This window comes from Campylobacter concisus, assembly GCF_002092855.1.
Taxonomy (GTDB): Bacteria; Campylobacterota; Campylobacteria; order Campylobacterales; family Campylobacteraceae; genus Campylobacter_A; species Campylobacter_A concisus_AI.
The window spans coordinates 216625-233120 of record NZ_LVLC01000001.1 but is presented as its reverse complement, the minus strand read 5'-3'; the positions used below and the strand labels follow the sequence as shown (position 1 = coordinate 233120).

Here is a 16496-nt window from a genome sequence, read left to right as displayed (position 1 = left end):
AGAATGAAAAAATATTTATTGCTTTTATCGGCTTTATTTTTCACTGGCTGCTTAAACGTGATTGGTGTAGGACAAAAACAAGATGATTCGTGGCAGCAACCAAAGGATGAAAAAATAGTGCAAAATAAAGAGCAAATTTCAAGAAATGCGATCGAAATTTTAATACCAAAATGCGAAGAAGGTGATGCGGAAGCTTGCAACGATTTGGGTGTAAATTACGAGCTTTTAAAAGAATATGAAAATGCTTTAACAAATTATAAAAAAGCTTGCGATGCTAAGGTGCAAGTTGGTTGTGCAAATTTGGGCACTCTTTATGAGCTTGGACTCGGAGTTAAAAAAAATCCAAAAAAAGCAATTTCAATTTATAAAGAAAGCTGCAATGGCGGAGGTATGCAAGCTTGCTATCACTTAGGCAATGCTTACAGAAAAGGCGAGATCGTTAAGCGAGATTATTACTTAGCAATGCAAGCTTATACAAATGCATGCAATGCTGGCGATTTGCCAAGTTGCGCCAATATCGGAGCGATGTATGAGCTTGGTCTTGGTGTCAATAAAGACGAAAAAAGGGCTTATGGAATTTATAAAGTCGCTTGCTTTCGTGGGCTAAGTAAGGCATGCCCGCAGATGAAAAGACTAGGCACAAAGCTGGGAATGTAAGTGAAAAAGGTCTTAAATTTTGGTCTTATTTTGGCCATGGGTTTTATGCTTAGTGGTTGCTGGTCTTGGCAAAAGATGGTAAGCTTTGGCTTTTGGCAAAGTGATGAAGAGGCGAGGGCAGAGCGTCTTGAGCTTGAAAAAGAGAAGATGATGCAAAACTGCGAGGGTGGAAATAGCATCGACTGTAACAACCTAGCTGTAAATTTTAGCAACGAAAAAGACTTTGTAAAAGCAAAAGGCTACTACGAAAAAGCTTGCAATGCTGGGCTTGCAACGGCTTGTTCAAATTTGGGTCAAATTTATGAGCAAGGGCTGATTGATGAGCAAAAAGATATGGAAAAAGCTCTAAAACTTTATAAACTAGCTTGTGATAGTGGCGATGGTGTTGGCTGCTATAATGAGGCTATGGGGCTAAAATCCTACATCGAAAGTGAAAATTTAAAGACTCATAAGATAGATAGAACTAAGGCCGAGGCTAGAGTGCTAAGGCTTTTGGCAAAGAGTTGTGAGCTTGAGTATGCTCAGTCATGCTTTTTGCTTGCAAAGCTAAGCGGCAATGAAGCAAAGGCAGACGCACTTTACAAAAGAGCCTGCCAACTTGGCAAATGTGTGGATAAAAAGTAATACTAGTCAAAATACTGTTCTAAAAATTCGTAATAAATCAACAAAGGCTCTTCTTGAGTCTTTTAAAATTTGATGTTTTATTCGAGAAATTCTAAAAATACCTTCAAATGTGTGCAAATCCGGACAACATCTTGTTTGGAGCAGTCAGTTTCAAGACTCATATAGCTTACACCAGCTTCTTTACTGACTTCTTTTATCTTGTTTGTTTCTATTACGTAAGTGTAACAGCCACTTAAAACGATGTCTATTGCGCTATCTGTTTTATATTCATCTACAAATTTTTAATAACATCAGGTCTTACATTGTTTTTGTACATTACAGAAGAGGGAGTGTCTTTAAGTAACGTTTGGCGATATTTTCTACAAGGTCGCCTTATGTACTCATATTATTTTTAAATTTTTAGTTCCTATACAGTTTTCAAAAACTACTACATCCACTTCTACACTTACTCTTCCATACCCAGTGGCTGTGATTGAGGCATACTGATAGCCTTTTTGTTCTAAAATTTCTTTTATATCGCGTACTATTTTTATGGCACTAAAACTACTTGATAACAAAATAGATTACAAAAATTATCTTGATCATCTAGTATCACTACTTTTGTAGATGTTGAGCTTATATCAATACCGATGAAATACATAAATTTATGTCTATAAAAATATAATTTCTATAACTAAGAACTTTAGAGAAATGTTATCTATTTGTGGCTTTTTTAAATAAAATCTAAAATTTCACTTCAACCCAAAAACTTTTATATTAAAAGTAGTATGGATTTTATCCTTTTCGCCTTTCATGACGATAGGAAATTCGGTCTTTACGATACTGTCATAGCTGCTAAGCGCATCTAAAAAGTCATAAAATTTTTGTGGTGTCCTTAGAGAGCTAGTTACATTTAGGCGAAATCTAAAAAATTTCTCACTAGCGTTATTATCACTTTCTTCTATTTTACTAAGGCTCACTTCACTGAAAAATTTGGAGGCAAATTCTATAAATTTATCTTTATCAAATTTATTCTCAAAAGCTGAAATGATAGCTCCATCTTTTTGTTTGGTTGCTTCAAGGTTTTTAAATTTGGCTTCAAATTCATTTTTTACTTTTGTATAAGATGAGGTCTGTGAATAATTTTGTCTAGTTAAGCTTTTAAATTCTTTTATATTTGGCACGATAAAACCAAATATCATAATGAAGCAAACTACAATAAAAGCAAATATAAAAAGTAAAAGCTTGACAGGATCTATTTTTTCTAAGCTCGTATCTTTTTTACTCATTATATCCCTCAGAATTATCAATTTTATTTGTACTTATAAAGCCATACCAGCCGTTTTTACTTTGATAAAAGCTAGTATTTGAAGTTGTAAAAATAGATCTTAAAGGTGAAGCTAGAAGCTGATTAAATACATCTTTTGTCGGCGTTATACCACGAATGATGAGTGAGTTTTTATCCATAAAAACCTCTTCAAGCGTTATACTGTCAGGCACTAGATCAAAAAGATTGTGCAAGCTTTGCTTGAGAATAGAATTTGATGTGAAAATATCATTTGCAGATTCTATTTGTACGGCGAGTTTAGCTGAAATTTCATCTGTTGTGACTATTTTTTGACTAAGTTCTTTTTGCTCATTTGATAAAAAATTTATATTTTTTTCAATTGAATAGTTTTTGTAAAATATAAAGAAATTTGTTGCCAAAAGAACTACAAACACAAAGCTTATAAGGCTTAGCCAAATTTTGCTAAAGATAGATATAAGTGGTCTTGGTTCCGGAGCAATAAAACTAAATCTCATAATATTATCTCTTCTTGCATGATTTCATTCATAATATGATTTGTATTCACTGGATACACTGAAGTCTCCACTAAAAGCTCGGATTGCAGATATTGTAAAAAGGTTGCACTTGTTTTTGTATTTTCAAAAACAACTATCTGTTCAATAAAATCGCCGCCGTAGAGAGGATTTTCGTAAAATTCTTTTACAGCCTTTACGATGTAATCAAACATCTTCATGTCATACCCAAAAATAGCAACCGATTTTTCTACATTTGTAGAAACCGGCATGTTTAGTTCATAATTTAGGTCTTCAAATTCTTTTGGTTTATCATCACTTAAAAAATCGTCTAAACTTTTAAAATCATCAAGTGATGTTGCGTCATTTTCTTCTTTAATGATTAAGTTGTCAATATCTGTTATATCTTCTTCTTTTAGGCTTTCAGCTTCCTGGTTGGTTTCTTCAACGCCAGACATATTTAAAAAAGTAGATAATTTCATTTGCTTATCTTTAAAGATCGCAAGTGTAAACGAATGTGCATGGATATAAAGATAAAGTGTAGTTTTTGGAGAAATTCCGCGTTTTAAAAGCTCGTGAAAGAGCAGGGCGATAGGTGAGTAGATGAGATCTACACTATCTTGTCCAAATAAATTTTTATATTTTTTTATAGCATTTAAATTTGCATAAATACTCCAGCTATCCTGCATGATAAGGCTTGTAAGATTTTTAGTATTTATATTAAATTTTTTGTATTCATCGAAGCTAACACTAGGAAGCGCGCCTTGTGAGTCGTCGTTAAAAAAAACTGAAACATATACGCCAAAATATGTTTTTTCTTGCTCTTCTATGTATTTTATGATTTTTTCATCAATATTATCGATATTTATATCTGTAAATTTAGCGTTTATAGTTTTTAAAAGTTTGCCATTTCTAAAGACCTGACCGAAAAATATGCACTCATTGCCCTCCAACACGACGCTTAAAAAAAGGTTAGAAAAAAGCTTTTTGACGCTAAAAGACATAAATCTCCTAAATTTAGTGCATAATTTTCGTTATGGTAGCTAAAAAGGGATTAAATAAGTTTAAAACAGCTCATTTTTAAGCTTAACGAAAATCTCTTTTGTATTTAAAGCTTCATTTTTTAGCTCACTATCAAGTAGGGCCGAGTTTTTAAGGTCGTCAAAATCCTCTATCATCACATCACACATCATCTTAATGCGTTCGCTATCAGCCTTACTGACGCTACTTTGGCTCATTTTTTTGATACGCTCAAGATACTCTTTGCCATTTTTTATGTATGAACTAAATTTGATAGCAGCCTTGCTTTGGTTTAGTATAGTATTTGCCATTTTGTTATAAATATCTATATCAAGTGCTTTTTGGCTTAAATTTAAGGCCTTTTCGTATTCTTTGTTTTTGTATAAAAATTTCGCTTCAAGGGCGAGCTTGTAGGAGTTGTCGCTATAAAAAAATAGTCCAAATAAAATAATTAGAAAGATGGCTATAAAGATAGAGAGCTTATTTTTCATAAATTTCATCCAAAATTTCTTTTATCTCGTCGCTTATTTGTGGATTTTTATGCGCATACTTTTTCCACCAAATTTTTAAATTTGCTCTAAAGTCCTCTTTGTTTTGCAAAATGCTCTTGCCTCCGTCATTTTGTGAGGCTTGCCAAAGTTCGTTTTGTATCTTTTCTTTTGCCTCTTTTTGCTCTAAATTTGCCACGCTAAATGGGGCTGAGAGGCTAAAATTTATAGTTGAAAATGGCTTAGGAAGTATCATCTTATCCCAGCTTTTAAACTCCCAAAACGAGCTTGCTTCAAAATTTAGAGCATAAATTTCACAAGATGACTTTTGTGCGATCACTACTGCTCCGTCTGCTACGCTATGTCTTGGCCCTCTTGGACCATCTGGCGTGATGATGACGTCGTGACCTTGCTTTATCTCTCTTAGAGCTTCTATAAGTGCCCTTGCACCGCCTTTTGAGCTGCTACCTCTAATGGTGCCGATGCCAAAAAAATTAATTATTCTAGTGATTAGCTCGCCATCTTTGTGGTCGCTTATTATCACCTTGCCTTGTTTTCTATTTTGCTTGCTCCACCAGCGTCTATAAGCAAAGCTCATAAAGCTAAGTCTGCCGTGCCAAAAGACGACGACGCAGCCATTTTGCGGTAAGAAATTTGAAGTGTAGCTCTTTTTGCAGGTTAGAAAAATGAGCCACATCAAAATGTAGATGAAAAAGACGCCAACGCTTAGGGCGAGCTTTTCAAGGGTGTTTTTAAATTTGCAGCTCACCATACAAAACCATTCGTTTTGGGTTTGTGATCTTGATTTTTTGTGTAGTGCCAAGAAGCTCTTCACTGCCATCAACTTGAACTAAAAAGTTATTAAAACTTCGCCCAGCAACGCCGCCGTTTGCTCTTAGCTCTTCAAAATATACATCAAAAATTTTATCTTTTTGTACCGCCACGATCTCGTCTAAAATTTCATTATGGCGATTTTGTAGGCGCGTTAGCCTTGCTGAAGCGGTTTTATCATCTATTTGATTTGTGAAAGTAGCTGCCTTTGTAAGCGGACGAGGCGAATACTTAAAGCTAAAAATTTGCTCAAATCTAACTTGCTCAAGCACGTCCATCGTATCTTCAAATTCACTATCGCTCTCGCCTGGAAATGCGACGATGATATCAGTTGAGATGCTCACATCAGGACACATCTTTCTAAGCCTTAGCGCACGGTCTAAAAACCACTCTTTTGTGTATCCACGCTTCATTTCACGCAAAACTTTGGTATTTCCGCTTTGAAGTGGCATGTGCATAGACTTGCAAATTTTTGGATTATTAGTGAAAATTTCAAGAAATTTATCATCCATGTGAAGTGGGTGTGGGCTTGTAAATCTTATCCTCTCAACGCCCTCTATCTCGCTTATCTTTACTAGCAGGTCGCTAAAATCGATATTTTCTTGCACACCTGAAAATCTTTTGCCGTAGTTATTGACATTTTGTCCTAGTAAAAATATCTCTTTTGCGCCGCTTTTTGCAGCCTTTTCTACCTCTTTTAGGATGAGGCTTGAGGGGATAGAAATTTCATCGCCTCTGGTGTGTGGGACAATGCAGTAGGTGCATTTTTTATCACAGCCGATCGAGATGTTGATATGGCTTTTATATGGCGAGCCTCTAAATTCGCCAAATGCGTATTCGCTCTCGTCGTGATTGATGTCGGTTGAGATAAATTTAGGCGTATTTACCGCCTTTGTGATCTTGCTAACATTTCTTGCACCAAGGACAAAATCAACATAAGGCGCGCGCTTGAAAATTTCACTACCCAAATGGCTAGCAGTGCAGCCACAAACGCCTATCTTTGCCCCTCTTTTTTTAGCTTTTTCAAAGGCTCCGACCTCGCTAAAGAGCTTATGAACTGGCTTTTCACGAACCGAGCAAGTATTTATAAGGATTAAATCAGCTTCTTCTATATTTTGTGTTAAGGAGTAGTCTTCTTTTTGTGAGAGCTCAGCTATGATATGCTCGCTGTCACGAACATTCATAGCACAGCCTAAAGTTTGGATAAAGAGTTTTTTGCTCATTAAAGTATATGCACTTCATACATGTAGTCGCTATCATCAAGTCCGTATTTTACGGTTCTGTGATAGACGCTTAGCCCTTTTTCTTCAAAATGCTCGACTAAGGCGATTAGTTGTTTGTGTGTGTTTTCTTTATCAAAATAGAAAATTTTCTGACCCTCTTTTTCGACAGCCGCCTCTATTTTTTCTAGTGAAATCGTTTTTGGTTTTGCGTCTAATTCAGCTCTTGCAAGTTTTAGCTCCATTTTTAATCCTTTCAAAATCTTAAATTTTAATCGGTCAATATATCCAAAACATCATAAAAAAAGGATTAAATAAAAGTTAATAATAAGCTTAAAGTTATTAAAAGTATGGCTTATGTATAATTTCAAAACTTCACGAAAAATCCCCGAAATTTATCGTTACAATGGAGAAAAAATGGAAAGAATTTCAGATATCATCGAGTCAATTGCAAATGAGAAAAATTTAGAGATAGAAGATGTAAAAGAGCGTGTTATAAGAGCCTTGATAAATACTGCAAAAAGAGTTTATGGCGAAAATTATGAGTATGATGTGAGCATCGATGCAAATAAAAATTTAAAGCTTTATCAAAAAATTTCAATCGTAGCAAACGACGATGAGAGGCTTGAAGAGGATAATGAGCACTTTTTAAGCTTAAAAGAGGCTAAAAAGATAGATAGTGGCGTAGAGATCGGCGATGAGCTCACTTACGAACTAAGCCTTGATAACCTTGGCAGAACCGCAGCTCAAACGCTTCACAAGGAGCTTGAGTATCACATCCAGCGCCTAGTAGAAGAGAAAATTTTACAAAAATATAATGAGATGAGCGGTCACATGGTCTTTGGACCAGTTGTCAGAGTCGATAACGATGAAAACACATTTATCGAGATAGACGAGCTTCGTGCCATCTTACCACGAAAAAATCGCATAAAAGGCGAGAAATTTAAAGTGGGCGATGTGGTAAAAGCGGTCATTAGAAAAGTTTTTACAGATAAAAATTTAGGCATAAAGGTCGAACTTTCAAGGACTTCGCCTAAATTTCTTGAAGCGCTACTAACTTCAGAGGTGCCTGAGATAAAAGATGGTGGCATCATAATTCAAGGAAGTGCGAGAATTCCTGGCGAAAGAGCTAAAGTAGCGCTCATCTCAACCACTCCAAACATCGATCCAGTCGGTGCAACTGTTGGCACAAAGGGCGTTAGGATAAATGCCGTAAGCAAAGAGCTTCACGGTGAGAGCATCGATGCGATTGAATATACCACAGAGCCAGCAATCTTTGTGGCTCGCGCCATGGCGCCTGCGATTATTATATCTGTAAAGATCGAAGAAAATAAGGCGATCGTGACACTTGCTAGCGAACAAAAGAGCAAGGCGATCGGCAAAAACGGTATAAATATCCGCCTGGCAAGCATGCTAACTGGCTATGAGATCGAGCTAAATGAACTTGGCTCAAAAACTAGTAGTAATGCAGAAAATAATGAGCCAATCAAAGACTTAAAAGCACTTTTTGGTGATAACTAATGAAATTTCAAATAAGAAAAGCGACTATTGACGATATTGACGTGATATGCGAGCTTGTAAGAGAGCTAGCAAGCTATGAGAATTTAAGCGATCAAGTCACTTTTACAAATGAAATTTTTGCAGACTCCATCTTTAATAAAAAACACGCAAAAGCCCTTATCTGCGAGAGTGAGGGCAGGGCTATTGGCTATGCTATCTATTTTTATACATTTTCTACATTTTTGGGGCTTGGTGGGATCTATCTTGAGGACATTTACGTCAAAAAAGAGTTTAGAAATCAAGGTATCGGCAAGGCATTTTTTAAATTTTTAGCTCAAATTTGCAAGGATGAAAATTTAAAAAGGCTTGAGTGGTGCTGCCTAAACTGGAATGAGCCAAGTATTAAATTTTATGAAAGTATGGGTGCTAAAAATCAATCACTTGAGTGGAGAAACTACCGCTTGGACGGCGAAAATTTAGAAAAACTTTTAAATTTATAGTTCGTTTTTAAATAAAAAGCTCAAATTTACTCTTAAATTTGAGCTTGTGAGCGATTAAAATTTATATGTATATCCCATGTAAATACCAACGTTTGTCTCTTTTATTTTTGCATTATCATATTTTGCTATAGAGCAACATTTTGTTCTATTGGCTTTTAAACCAAATTCAACTGCATTGTTTTCGTTGATAGAGTATTCAACACCAATTCTTGCACCTAGCATCCAGCCATTTGTATTAGCTTTTTCCGAGCCATCATGAGTGTCAAATACATCCATTTTAAGCTTTGAGTAGCCAGTGTATCCACCAAAAACTAGCTTTATGTCTTTTGTCAATTCTGGTGTATAGTCTGCGCCTACTAGAAATTTGTGTGTACTCCATTTTATTACTGTACCACCTTCATCGCCAAGTGATTTCTTTGCTTGAAAGTCGTAAATGTAAGCTCCATATACTTTAAAACTATCAAAATTATAGCCAGCTTTTAGTCCGATACCTGGTCGAGCCTTTTTGACTTTTGATTTACCATTGTCGCTTTTTGCTGTTAATTTTGAATTAAAAGAGCAATCTCCTTCGATTCCAATAAACGCTCCTTGTGCTAAAGCAGCGGCATTAGCTAGGCTTAAGTCTAAAGCAACTTTTAAGACTACATTTTTCATTTTTACTTCTTATTTAAAAAATGTTTGACTGGTATTCTAAATTTTATTGGATTAAATAAAGTTTAAATATTCAATTAAATATATAAAAAACATAAAATAATTCAATTGTTTTCTTATCAGAATAAAATTTATAAAATTACTCGAAAAAAAGGAGTGTAAAGTGGCTAAGATGACAAAACGTGATATGGCTTATCATTTAGACGTTGATGTCGCAACGCTTTACAACTGGCGAAAACACAAGCCCAACCTTTATCGTATTGTGATGCTTGGATTTAAATTTGATGAGCTTATAGAGCAGAGCAAAAAGACTTGTAATGAGCTTTGCGAATATGAAAATTTGATCAATCAAGACATAGAAAAATTTAGTAAATAATCGTTTAAAAATCGTAAATTCTTTTATAATTGCAAGAGCTAGAAAATTTAAAATTTCTAAGATATTTTTAGCTGGATATTTTAAGTGAAGAAATTTGAGCTCAAAGCAAGCGCTTCAAGCTCAGTTAAATTTACTCGTTTAGGATAGAGAGAAGCTCTTTGTTATCTTTTGTTTTTAGCATTTTTGCATATAAGAATTTAAGCGCTTCAACATCATCCATTGTCGCAATCGCAGAGCGGATAGCCCAAATTTTTTGAAGCTCGTCAGGTTTTTGAAGTAGTTCTTCTTTTCTGGTACCTGATTTTAGTACGTTGATAGCTGGGTAAATTCTGCGGTCAGAGATGTTGCGGTCAAGCACGATCTCGCTGTTTCCAGTGCCTTTAAACTCTTCAAATATCACTTCGTCCATGCGTGAGCCAGTGTCGATTAGTGCGGTTGCAATGATGGTTAGTGAGCCGCCGTGTTCGATGTTTCTAGCTGCACCAAAGAAGCGTTTTGGCTTATGAAGTGCATTTGCATCAACACCGCCTGTTAGTACCTTACCGCTTGGTGGGGTTACTGTGTTGTAGGCACGTGCTAGACGGGTTATACTATCAAGCAAGATGATGACATCTTTGCCCATCTCAACTAGACGTTTTGCCTTTTCGATGACAAGCTCTGCTACGCGGACGTGATTAAGCGCTGGTAGATCAAATGTCGAGCTAAATACCTCGCCTTTTACGCAGCGCTGCATATCGGTAACTTCTTCTGGTCTCTCATCGACTAGAAGCACCATGAGCTGGGCTTCTGGGTGATTTTTAGCGATGCCGTGAGCTAACTCTTTCATAAGCTCGGTTTTACCACTTCTTGGAGGTGCGACGATTAGACCACGCTGACCTTTACCGATAGGCGTGAAAAGGTCAAGTACGCGGCCAGTTAGCTTCATTGGATCGTACTCTAAATTTAGCTTTTCAGTTGGAAAAAGCGGGGTTAGGTTGTCAAAGAGTGGCCTCTCTTTTGCGTCTGCTAGAGGCATATAATTTACCGCTTCGATCTTTAAAAGAGCGTAGTATTTTTCTTGATCTTTTGGCTCTCTCACTTGGCCGGTGATGATGTCGCCCACGCGAAGTGCAAATTTGCGGATCTGTGAGTTTGAGACGTATGCATCGTTTGAACTGTCGCTTAAATTCGCATCAACAGCTCTTAAAAAGCCGTAGCCCTCGTTTGTGATCTCTAAAATTCCAGTAAATAGTATAAAGCCGCCTTGTTTTGTCTGGGTTTTTAGTATCTCAAATATCAAATCCTGCCTACGAAATTCTCGTGGATTTTCGACACCAACGCTATTTGCGATCTGTACTAGCTCATCTAAACTAAGCGTTCTTAGCTCTTCGATCTTGTGTCCGTCTACTGGTATGTGTGTTCTTGATGCTTGATGTTTTTTTGTAGTTTTTGTGTTTTGAGCAGCACTTTGCTCGGTTTGGTTATTTTCCATTTTTCCTCTTTAAATGCGGGGATAATTTTGCAGAATTTCTAGGTTTCAAAAAGAAGTTTTTGAAAGTTTTGGCATTTTATAAAAATAAAACTTTGTTGTCAAGAAATGGTATAAAATAAAATTTTTGCTCAAAAATGGTTGATTTGCTATAATCTCGCCATTTTATAACGATAACAAAAGAAGAATTTGTGCCTATTTTTGCAGTTTGCCTACCATAAATTTATATGGTGTGTAATAGGCATGTGATGCAATAATATTGGTAAAAATTTTAGATAAAAGAAAGTAAAAATGCCACAAAGTAGATGTGCTCATTGTAGATTAAAATTTGATGAAAGCGTGATGATCTCAAATGAAGGCGGACTTAAATTTTGCTGTGTTGGTTGCAAAGGCGTTTATGAAATTTTAAATGAAAATGGGCTTAGCGAGTTTTATGAACGTCTTGGTAAAAATACACTTACACCGGCAAGCAACGGTGCAAATATCAAAAATTTAGCAGCAAATTTTAGCGAGCTTGTGACAAAAGAGGGCGACTTTAGTCAAATTTCATTTTTAATCGATGGCATCACTTGCTCAGCTTGCATCTGGCTACTTGAAAAGGCACTTTTTAACTTGCCTGGCGTCTTGGAGGTAAATATCAACTCGCTTAATCAAAAAGCGGTCATTGTTTTTGATGAGCAGGAGCTTTTGGTAGAGCAAATAATTGAAAAAATTTATGCCGTTGGCTACGTTCCAAAGCCTTATGCTACGAGTCAAAAAGAGGACGAGCTAGCCAAGAAAAGAAGAAATTTTTACACAAAAGCGCTAGTTGGTATCTTTGCTACGATGAATATTATGTGGCTAGCCATTGCTCAGTATAGTGGGTATTTTAGTGGCATAAGAGGCGACATAAAAGATATTTTAAGCTTTGCGCAGTTTGTATTAGCGACGCCTGTACTTTTTTATACTGGTAGCGAGTTTTTTAAAGGGGCGAAGATAGCCATAAAAAACGCTTCACCAAATATGGATTTGCTCGTTATCACCGGAGCTAGCATAACCTATATCTACTCCATTTTTGCGATGTTTACGAGGAGTGGCGAGAGCTATTTTGACTCGGTTGCGATGATCATTACCTTTGTTTTTATCGGTAAATTTTTAGAAATTTTGGGTAAGAAAAAGGCGCTTGAGACTTCAAATTTCTTAAATGATATGCTGCTTACAAAGGTGTGCGTTTTAGAAGATGGTAAGGATATTTTAAAAGAGCCAAGAGATGTAAATTTGGGCGAAAAGATCATGCTTAGATCAGGTGAGAGGGCGCTACTTGATGGAGTGGTGCTTAGTGGCGAGGCAAGCGTGGATAGCTCAAGTCTAACGGGAGAGAGCCTGCCTGTGACCTTGGGAGTGGGGCAAGAGGTTAAAAGTGGTGTCATTTGTCAAAATGGACAAATCATCTACGAAGCAAAGGAAATTTTTAAAAATTCTTATCTAAATCAGCTTATAAATTTACTCCAAAATGCAGAGCTAAAAAAGCCAAATATCGAGCTAGTAGTCAATAAAATCGTTTCTAAATTTTCTCTTAGCGTGCTGACTTTGGCATTTTTTACATTTTGGTTTTGGTACTTTAAATATGGCTTTTCAGAGGCTATTGTCACGGCTGTTAGCGTCATCGTGATCGCTTGCCCTTGTGCGCTTGCGCTTGCCACGCCAGTTAGTAGTGTCTGTGCCCTTGGTGTGGCCTTTAAAAATAGAGTACTTTTTAAAGAGGCTAAATTTTTTGAAAGCCTTGCAAAGTGCGATGTAGCGGTATTTGACAAGACTGGCACGCTCACAAAGGCAGAATTTGAAGTTAGTGATTTTTTCATAAAAGAGAGCATAAGTTTAGATGAAATTTATTCGCTAGCTCTTATATCAAATCATCAAATAAGCGTGGCAGTGGCTAAATTTCTAAAGCAAAAAGGCGCAAGGAAAATAGAGCTTAAAAATATAAATTTAAGCGTGGCAAAGGGTGTTGAGGCTGAAATTTCAGGTAAAAAATTTTATGCAGGAAGCAAGCGATTTTTAGTTGAAAATGGTATTAGCTTTGATGAAACTGAAGAAAATGTGAGCTTTTTTGTGGGGCTTAATGGTGAGTTAGTGGCGAAATTTTATCTAAAAGATAGTGTAAAGCCCGAGGCAAAGACCTTGATAGACGAGCTAAAGAGCGCTGGCATGAAAGTGTGTATCTTAAGTGGCGACGTGCAAAAAGTGGTAAAAAATGTGGCAGATGAGCTTGGCGTGAGTGAGTTTAGAGCAGAGATGTTGCCTGAAACGAAAGCTAAATTTATAAGCGAACTAAAAGAGCAGAGCAAAAAGGTTCTAATGGTAGGGGACGGCATAAACGACGCAGCAGCGCTTAGCCTTGCTCATGTTGCTATTTGTATGGGAAGCGGGGCGGCAATAAGCCTAGAAAAAAGCGATGTAGTGTTACTTGATGATAGTTTAAAAAGTCTAGCAAAGGCCATAAAAATCTCAAAATTTACTTACAAAACGATAAAGCAAAATTTGCTCTTTTGTCTTCTTTATAATGTTCTTGCTGTGCCATTTGCTGTGTGTGGCTATGTCATTCCGCTATTTGCTGCACTTTTTATGTCGCTTAGCTCGCTAAGTGTTATATTAAACTCGCTTTATATTGTTAGAAAATTTAAGGAAAAATAATGGATAGCGCGACACTTGCGATGCTGGTTTTTATCTCGGTTTTGATGGGGGCATTTTTGCTTTTTGGCGTGCTTTGGGGGATAAAAAATAAACAATTTGAGGACTACCGAAAATTTTTAGACGGAGCAAATTTGGACGATGAAGATGCACTAAATGAAGCTTATGAGCTAGAGCTTCGCAAAAAAGAAGCGCTAAAAAAGAGGCTAGAGGCTAGCAGTAAAGATAAGGCTAGCTCTCGATAGTTGGCTCGCCAAAGAGTCTATTTGCCTCTTTTAGAACCCCTTGTTCTCTTTGCCTTTGAAGCTCTTCTGGTGTTTTTGGCTCTTTATTTAGCATCAAAGAAAAGTTATTTTTCTCGTTTTGTAGCTCGCTTTTTATCTCAGTTTTTGGCTCATTTTTAGTTTCAATGTTATTTGCATTTAGTCTTGAAATTTCCTCATCAAGCTCGTCTAATTCGCTTTTTTCATTATTTTCTAAAGAGGCTTTAGGCATCTTAGTTTGTGCTTTTTGCTCATCACTCTTTGCATTTACTATCTTCGCATTTTGTCCAAAAAGCGTACGCAATATCTCGTTTAAAATTTTCCAATTTTTCTTAAAATATTCAAGATTTTCATCTTTTGCATTTACTATCAGTCCAAGCTCATTGTTATTAAAGAAGCTAAATTCTACAAATTCTTTAAAAAACTCGCCAAGATCGTAATTTCTATCATAAATTTTTGTTAAGAAGAGTTCGTATGGACCTTGCATTTTAGCAGGAGCTACTTGGCTTTTTTGAGTGATGACTTCTGTGATTTGAGTGGAATTTTCGCTATTTTTTGAGATCACTTCATTTATAGCGTCATCGATATCTTGTAAATTTAGCGCTTCTATCATCATAAAAAGCATTAGCATTAGTACAAAGCCATTGTCGCTACTTACGTTTAACATACCTTTAGCTTGTGCCAAAATCCTAAAAAATCTCTCATAAACAAGTAGTGAAATTTTTGAGTCGTTTTCTATAAATTTTTGCTTTAAATTTGCCAAAATTTCATCTATTATCATCTCTGGATCGTAGCTTTCAAGTTCGCTTACAAGCACTCTGATAGCATTTTTATCATGATTTAAAACATGAGTTATTATCTCTTCGATCTTTTCTGGATCAAGAAGTCCTAACATCGATGCTACGCCATTTGCCGTGACATTATTTGCCCCGTAAATGATAGCTTGATCAAGAAGTGTCAAAGTATCTCTTAGCGATCCTCCGCCACTTCTTGCTAAAATTTCAAGCGCCTCTTTTTCGTAGCTAATGCCTTCTTTGCTTAAAATAAACTCAAGATGTTTAATGATGCTGTATCTGCTTATTTGCTTAAACCTAAAATGCTGCGTTCTTGAAAGTACCGTTGTTGGGAGTTTTAATGGATCAGTCGTCGCTAGGATAAATTTTACATAGCTTGGCGGCTCTTCAAGCGTTTTTAAAAGAGCATTAAATGCCTCTTTGGTTAGCATGTGGACTTCATCGATTATAAAAATTTTGTATCTTGCCATTGCTGGAGCATATTTTGTTTGCTCTATTAGCTCTCTTATGTCATCTATCTTTCTGTGGCTAGCAGCGTCCATTTCGATGATGTCCATATGTCTTGACTCATTTGCCATTATGCATTGTGGGCATACTTCACATGGTTTTGAAGTAGGTCCTTTTTCGCACACTAAAGCTTTTGAAAATATCCTAGCACTTGAAGTTTTACCACTTCCTCTAAGCCCAGAAAATAGATATGCGTGGCTTATGCGACCCTCGTCAAGTGCGTGTATTAGGCTTTTGCTAACTGCTTCTTGACCTATGAGCTCGTCAAAATTTTTAGGGCGATATTTTAAAGCTAGTGCTTGCAATGCGGTATCCTTTTTATAAAGTTCAAGGATTTTATAAAAAAAGGCATAAATTTATGATTATTTATCCTTTTCATATAGTTAAAATTTTCGATCTTTTAGATTGCTTTTAGTTAAATTTTAGATAATTGGTAATTTAAAAAGGATGAAAATGTCTGCATTTTGGAGTGGATTTTTTACAAGTTTATCTTTAATATTGGCTATCGGCGCGCAAAATGCATTTGTTTTGAAGCAGGGTATAAAAAAGGAACATGTTTTCGCAGTTTGCTTAATATGCGCACTTGGTGATGCCTTGCTTATATTTGCTGGAGTTTTTGGTTTTGCAAAAGTGCTACAAAAATTTGAGTTTTTTAAACAGGTTGCCATATATGGTGGCTTTATCTTTTTATTTGTCTATAGTCTAAAGAGTTTGTATGGTGCATTTAAAAATCCCAAAAGCCTTCTTCCTAGTGCGCAACACGAGTCAAAATTTAGCAAAATAGTGCTTTTGACGCTTGCTTTTACTTGGCTAAATCCTCACACATCTATCTTGATACGATGCTTTTAATAGGATCTATTTCAACAAAATTTGGAGATGAAAATATAATTTTTGGCATCGGTGCTAGTCTTGCATCGCTATTTTTCTTCTTTTCTTTAGGATATGGAGCAAGAGTTCTCGCTCTAGTTTTTGCAAAAGAATTTTCATGGAAAATTTTAGAAATTTTTGTTGGGATTATTATGCTTCTAGTCGCTTTTAGTTTACTTTTTACTAAAGTATAGATAAGATACATAAAATTTTACGCTAAATATTTTGTATTTTTGTATGTATTAAAAATTTACATATTATCAATGTAAGATGCATTGATA

Annotated in this window: 19 protein-coding genes and 1 pseudogene; 9 read left to right on the top strand and 11 right to left on the bottom strand. The window is 36.0% G+C overall.

Going from position 1 to position 16496, the window contains the following annotated elements; genetic code table 11:
- Positions 1 to 3 precede the first annotated feature (3 nt).
- The gene (locus A3223_RS01130) at positions 4 to 657 is read left to right on the top strand and encodes a tetratricopeptide repeat protein (RefSeq protein WP_021090816.1); all 654 of its coding nucleotides are present in this window, start codon (positions 4 to 6) and stop codon (positions 655 to 657) included.
- Positions 658 to 1281: a tetratricopeptide repeat protein gene (locus tag A3223_RS01125; RefSeq protein WP_084108058.1), complete on the top strand. Its 624-nt coding sequence runs from the start codon at positions 658 to 660 to the stop codon at positions 1279 to 1281.
- A 77-nt stretch (positions 1282 to 1358) separates the two neighbouring features.
- On the opposite strand, the pseudogene A3223_RS09960 reads toward A3223_RS01125, so the two are convergent.
- From A3223_RS09960 to A3223_RS01090, 8 genes and pseudogenes are all read right to left on the bottom strand, one after another.
- Positions 1359 to 1547, bottom strand: a pseudogene (locus A3223_RS09960) (2-hydroxyacyl-CoA dehydratase); the annotation flags it as partial.
- A 465-nt stretch (positions 1548 to 2012) separates the two neighbouring features.
- On the bottom strand, positions 2013 to 2549 hold the full coding sequence (locus A3223_RS01120; protein WP_084108056.1) for a hypothetical protein: 537 nt from the start codon (positions 2547 to 2549) through the stop codon (positions 2013 to 2015).
- Positions 2542 to 3063, bottom strand: a complete 522-nt coding sequence (locus A3223_RS01115; protein WP_084108054.1) for a hypothetical protein — start codon at positions 3061 to 3063, stop codon at positions 2542 to 2544. Before A3223_RS01115 ends, A3223_RS01120 begins: the two co-directional genes overlap by 8 nt.
- Complete coding sequence (locus tag A3223_RS01110; RefSeq protein WP_084108052.1) at positions 3060 to 4064, bottom strand: hypothetical protein; 1005 nt, start codon at positions 4062 to 4064, stop codon at positions 3060 to 3062. Before A3223_RS01110 ends, A3223_RS01115 begins: the two co-directional genes overlap by 4 nt.
- A 60-nt stretch (positions 4065 to 4124) precedes the next feature.
- Complete coding sequence (locus A3223_RS01105) at positions 4125 to 4571, bottom strand: hypothetical protein (protein WP_084109245.1); 447 nt, start codon at positions 4569 to 4571, stop codon at positions 4125 to 4127.
- Positions 4561 to 5340 (bottom strand): lysophospholipid acyltransferase family protein, encoded by a 780-nt coding sequence (locus A3223_RS01100; protein ID WP_084108050.1) that lies wholly within the window; start codon positions 5338 to 5340, stop codon positions 4561 to 4563. The genes A3223_RS01105 and A3223_RS01100 overlap by 11 nt, the downstream gene beginning before the upstream one ends.
- A complete protein-coding gene (miaB, locus tag A3223_RS01095) occupies positions 5321 to 6622 on the bottom strand; it encodes a tRNA (N6-isopentenyl adenosine(37)-C2)-methylthiotransferase MiaB (protein ID WP_084108048.1) in 1302 nt (433 codons plus the stop codon). Before miaB ends, A3223_RS01100 begins: the two co-directional genes overlap by 20 nt.
- Complete coding sequence (locus A3223_RS01090; RefSeq protein ID WP_002941786.1) at positions 6622 to 6864, bottom strand: HP0268 family nuclease; 243 nt, start codon at positions 6862 to 6864, stop codon at positions 6622 to 6624. The genes miaB and A3223_RS01090 overlap by 1 nt, the downstream gene beginning before the upstream one ends.
- Positions 6865 to 7036: 172 nt before the next feature.
- On the opposite strand from A3223_RS01090, the gene nusA reads away from it, so the two are divergent.
- Together nusA and A3223_RS01080 are read left to right on the top strand one after the other, a co-directional pair.
- A complete protein-coding gene (gene nusA / locus A3223_RS01085; protein ID WP_084108038.1) occupies positions 7037 to 8140 on the top strand; it encodes a transcription termination factor NusA in 1104 nt (367 codons plus the stop codon).
- Positions 8140 to 8619 carry a GNAT family N-acetyltransferase gene (locus A3223_RS01080; RefSeq protein ID WP_084108036.1) on the top strand — a complete coding sequence of 160 codons (480 nt, stop codon included), beginning with the start codon at positions 8140 to 8142 and terminating at the stop codon, positions 8617 to 8619. The genes nusA and A3223_RS01080 overlap by 1 nt, the downstream gene beginning before the upstream one ends.
- 54 nt (positions 8620 to 8673) lie before the next feature.
- Here the strand turns inward: A3223_RS01080 and A3223_RS01075 are convergent, their stop codons facing one another.
- Positions 8674 to 9273, bottom strand: a complete 600-nt coding sequence (locus A3223_RS01075; RefSeq protein WP_084108034.1) for an outer membrane beta-barrel protein — start codon at positions 9271 to 9273, stop codon at positions 8674 to 8676.
- Between the two features lie 160 nt (positions 9274 to 9433).
- Here A3223_RS01075 and A3223_RS01070 point away from each other — a divergent pair, with 160 nt between their 5' ends.
- Complete coding sequence (locus A3223_RS01070) at positions 9434 to 9646, top strand: transcriptional regulator (protein WP_002941953.1); 213 nt, start codon at positions 9434 to 9436, stop codon at positions 9644 to 9646.
- A gap of 130 nt (positions 9647 to 9776) precedes the next feature.
- On the opposite strand, the gene rho is transcribed toward A3223_RS01070, so the two are convergent.
- Positions 9777 to 11117 (bottom strand): transcription termination factor Rho, encoded by a 1341-nt coding sequence (rho, locus tag A3223_RS01065; RefSeq protein WP_021090510.1) that lies wholly within the window; start codon positions 11115 to 11117, stop codon positions 9777 to 9779.
- 288 nt (positions 11118 to 11405) lie between these two features.
- Between rho and A3223_RS01060 the strand changes: the two genes are divergently transcribed.
- Both A3223_RS01060 and ccoS read left to right on the top strand, forming a co-directional pair.
- The gene (locus tag A3223_RS01060; RefSeq protein WP_084108032.1) at positions 11406 to 13787 is read left to right on the top strand and encodes a heavy metal translocating P-type ATPase; all 2382 of its coding nucleotides are present in this window, start codon (positions 11406 to 11408) and stop codon (positions 13785 to 13787) included.
- Positions 13787 to 14029 carry a cbb3-type cytochrome oxidase assembly protein CcoS gene (gene ccoS / locus A3223_RS01055; RefSeq protein WP_084041397.1) on the top strand — a complete coding sequence of 81 codons (243 nt, stop codon included), beginning with the start codon at positions 13787 to 13789 and terminating at the stop codon, positions 14027 to 14029. The genes A3223_RS01060 and ccoS overlap by 1 nt, the downstream gene beginning before the upstream one ends.
- On the opposite strand, the gene A3223_RS01050 is transcribed toward ccoS, so the two are convergent.
- Positions 14016 to 15653, bottom strand: a complete 1638-nt coding sequence (locus A3223_RS01050) for a DNA polymerase III subunit gamma/tau (RefSeq protein WP_084108030.1) — start codon at positions 15651 to 15653, stop codon at positions 14016 to 14018. The genes ccoS and A3223_RS01050 overlap by 14 nt on opposite strands.
- Positions 15654 to 15801: 148 nt before the next feature.
- Between A3223_RS01050 and A3223_RS01045 the strand changes: the two genes are divergently transcribed.
- Entirely contained in the window at positions 15802 to 16197 is a 396-nt protein-coding gene (locus A3223_RS01045; RefSeq protein WP_307781514.1) for a LysE/ArgO family amino acid transporter, read from the top strand.
- A complete protein-coding gene (locus tag A3223_RS09905) occupies positions 16188 to 16409 on the top strand; it encodes a LysE family transporter (RefSeq protein ID WP_307781513.1) in 222 nt (73 codons plus the stop codon). Before A3223_RS01045 ends, A3223_RS09905 begins: the two co-directional genes overlap by 10 nt.
- Positions 16410 to 16496: the final 87 nt, after the last annotated feature.

Coding starts and splice junctions, on each gene's coding strand:
- miaB (WP_084108048.1), bottom strand. CDS start 6,622: ATGAGCAAAAAACTCTTTATCCAAACTTTAGGCTGTGCTATGAATGTT.
- A3223_RS01080 (WP_084108036.1), top strand. CDS start 8,140: ATGAAATTTCAAATAAGAAAAGCGACTATTGACGATATTGACGTGATA.
- A3223_RS01075 (WP_084108034.1), bottom strand. CDS start 9,273: ATGAAAAATGTAGTCTTAAAAGTTGCTTTAGACTTAAGCCTAGCTAAT.
- A3223_RS01100 (WP_084108050.1), bottom strand. CDS start 5,340: ATGGTGAGCTGCAAATTTAAAAACACCCTTGAAAAGCTCGCCCTAAGC.
- nusA (WP_084108038.1), top strand. CDS start 7,037: ATGGAAAGAATTTCAGATATCATCGAGTCAATTGCAAATGAGAAAAAT.
- A3223_RS01090 (WP_002941786.1), bottom strand. CDS start 6,864: ATGGAGCTAAAACTTGCAAGAGCTGAATTAGACGCAAAACCAAAAACG.
- rho (WP_021090510.1), bottom strand. CDS start 11,117: ATGGAAAATAACCAAACCGAGCAAAGTGCTGCTCAAAACACAAAAACT.
- A3223_RS09905 (WP_307781513.1), top strand. CDS start 16,188: ATGCTTTTAATAGGATCTATTTCAACAAAATTTGGAGATGAAAATATA.
- A3223_RS01110 (WP_084108052.1), bottom strand. CDS start 4,064: ATGTCTTTTAGCGTCAAAAAGCTTTTTTCTAACCTTTTTTTAAGCGTC.
- A3223_RS01060 (WP_084108032.1), top strand. CDS start 11,406: ATGCCACAAAGTAGATGTGCTCATTGTAGATTAAAATTTGATGAAAGC.
- A3223_RS01130 (WP_021090816.1), top strand. CDS start 4: ATGAAAAAATATTTATTGCTTTTATCGGCTTTATTTTTCACTGGCTGC.
- ccoS (WP_084041397.1), top strand. CDS start 13,787: ATGGATAGCGCGACACTTGCGATGCTGGTTTTTATCTCGGTTTTGATG.
- A3223_RS01105 (WP_084109245.1), bottom strand. CDS start 4,571: ATGAAAAATAAGCTCTCTATCTTTATAGCCATCTTTCTAATTATTTTA.
- A3223_RS01115 (WP_084108054.1), bottom strand. CDS start 3,063: ATGAGATTTAGTTTTATTGCTCCGGAACCAAGACCACTTATATCTATC.
- A3223_RS01120 (WP_084108056.1), bottom strand. CDS start 2,549: ATGAGTAAAAAAGATACGAGCTTAGAAAAAATAGATCCTGTCAAGCTT.
- A3223_RS01045 (WP_307781514.1), top strand. CDS start 15,802: ATGTCTGCATTTTGGAGTGGATTTTTTACAAGTTTATCTTTAATATTG.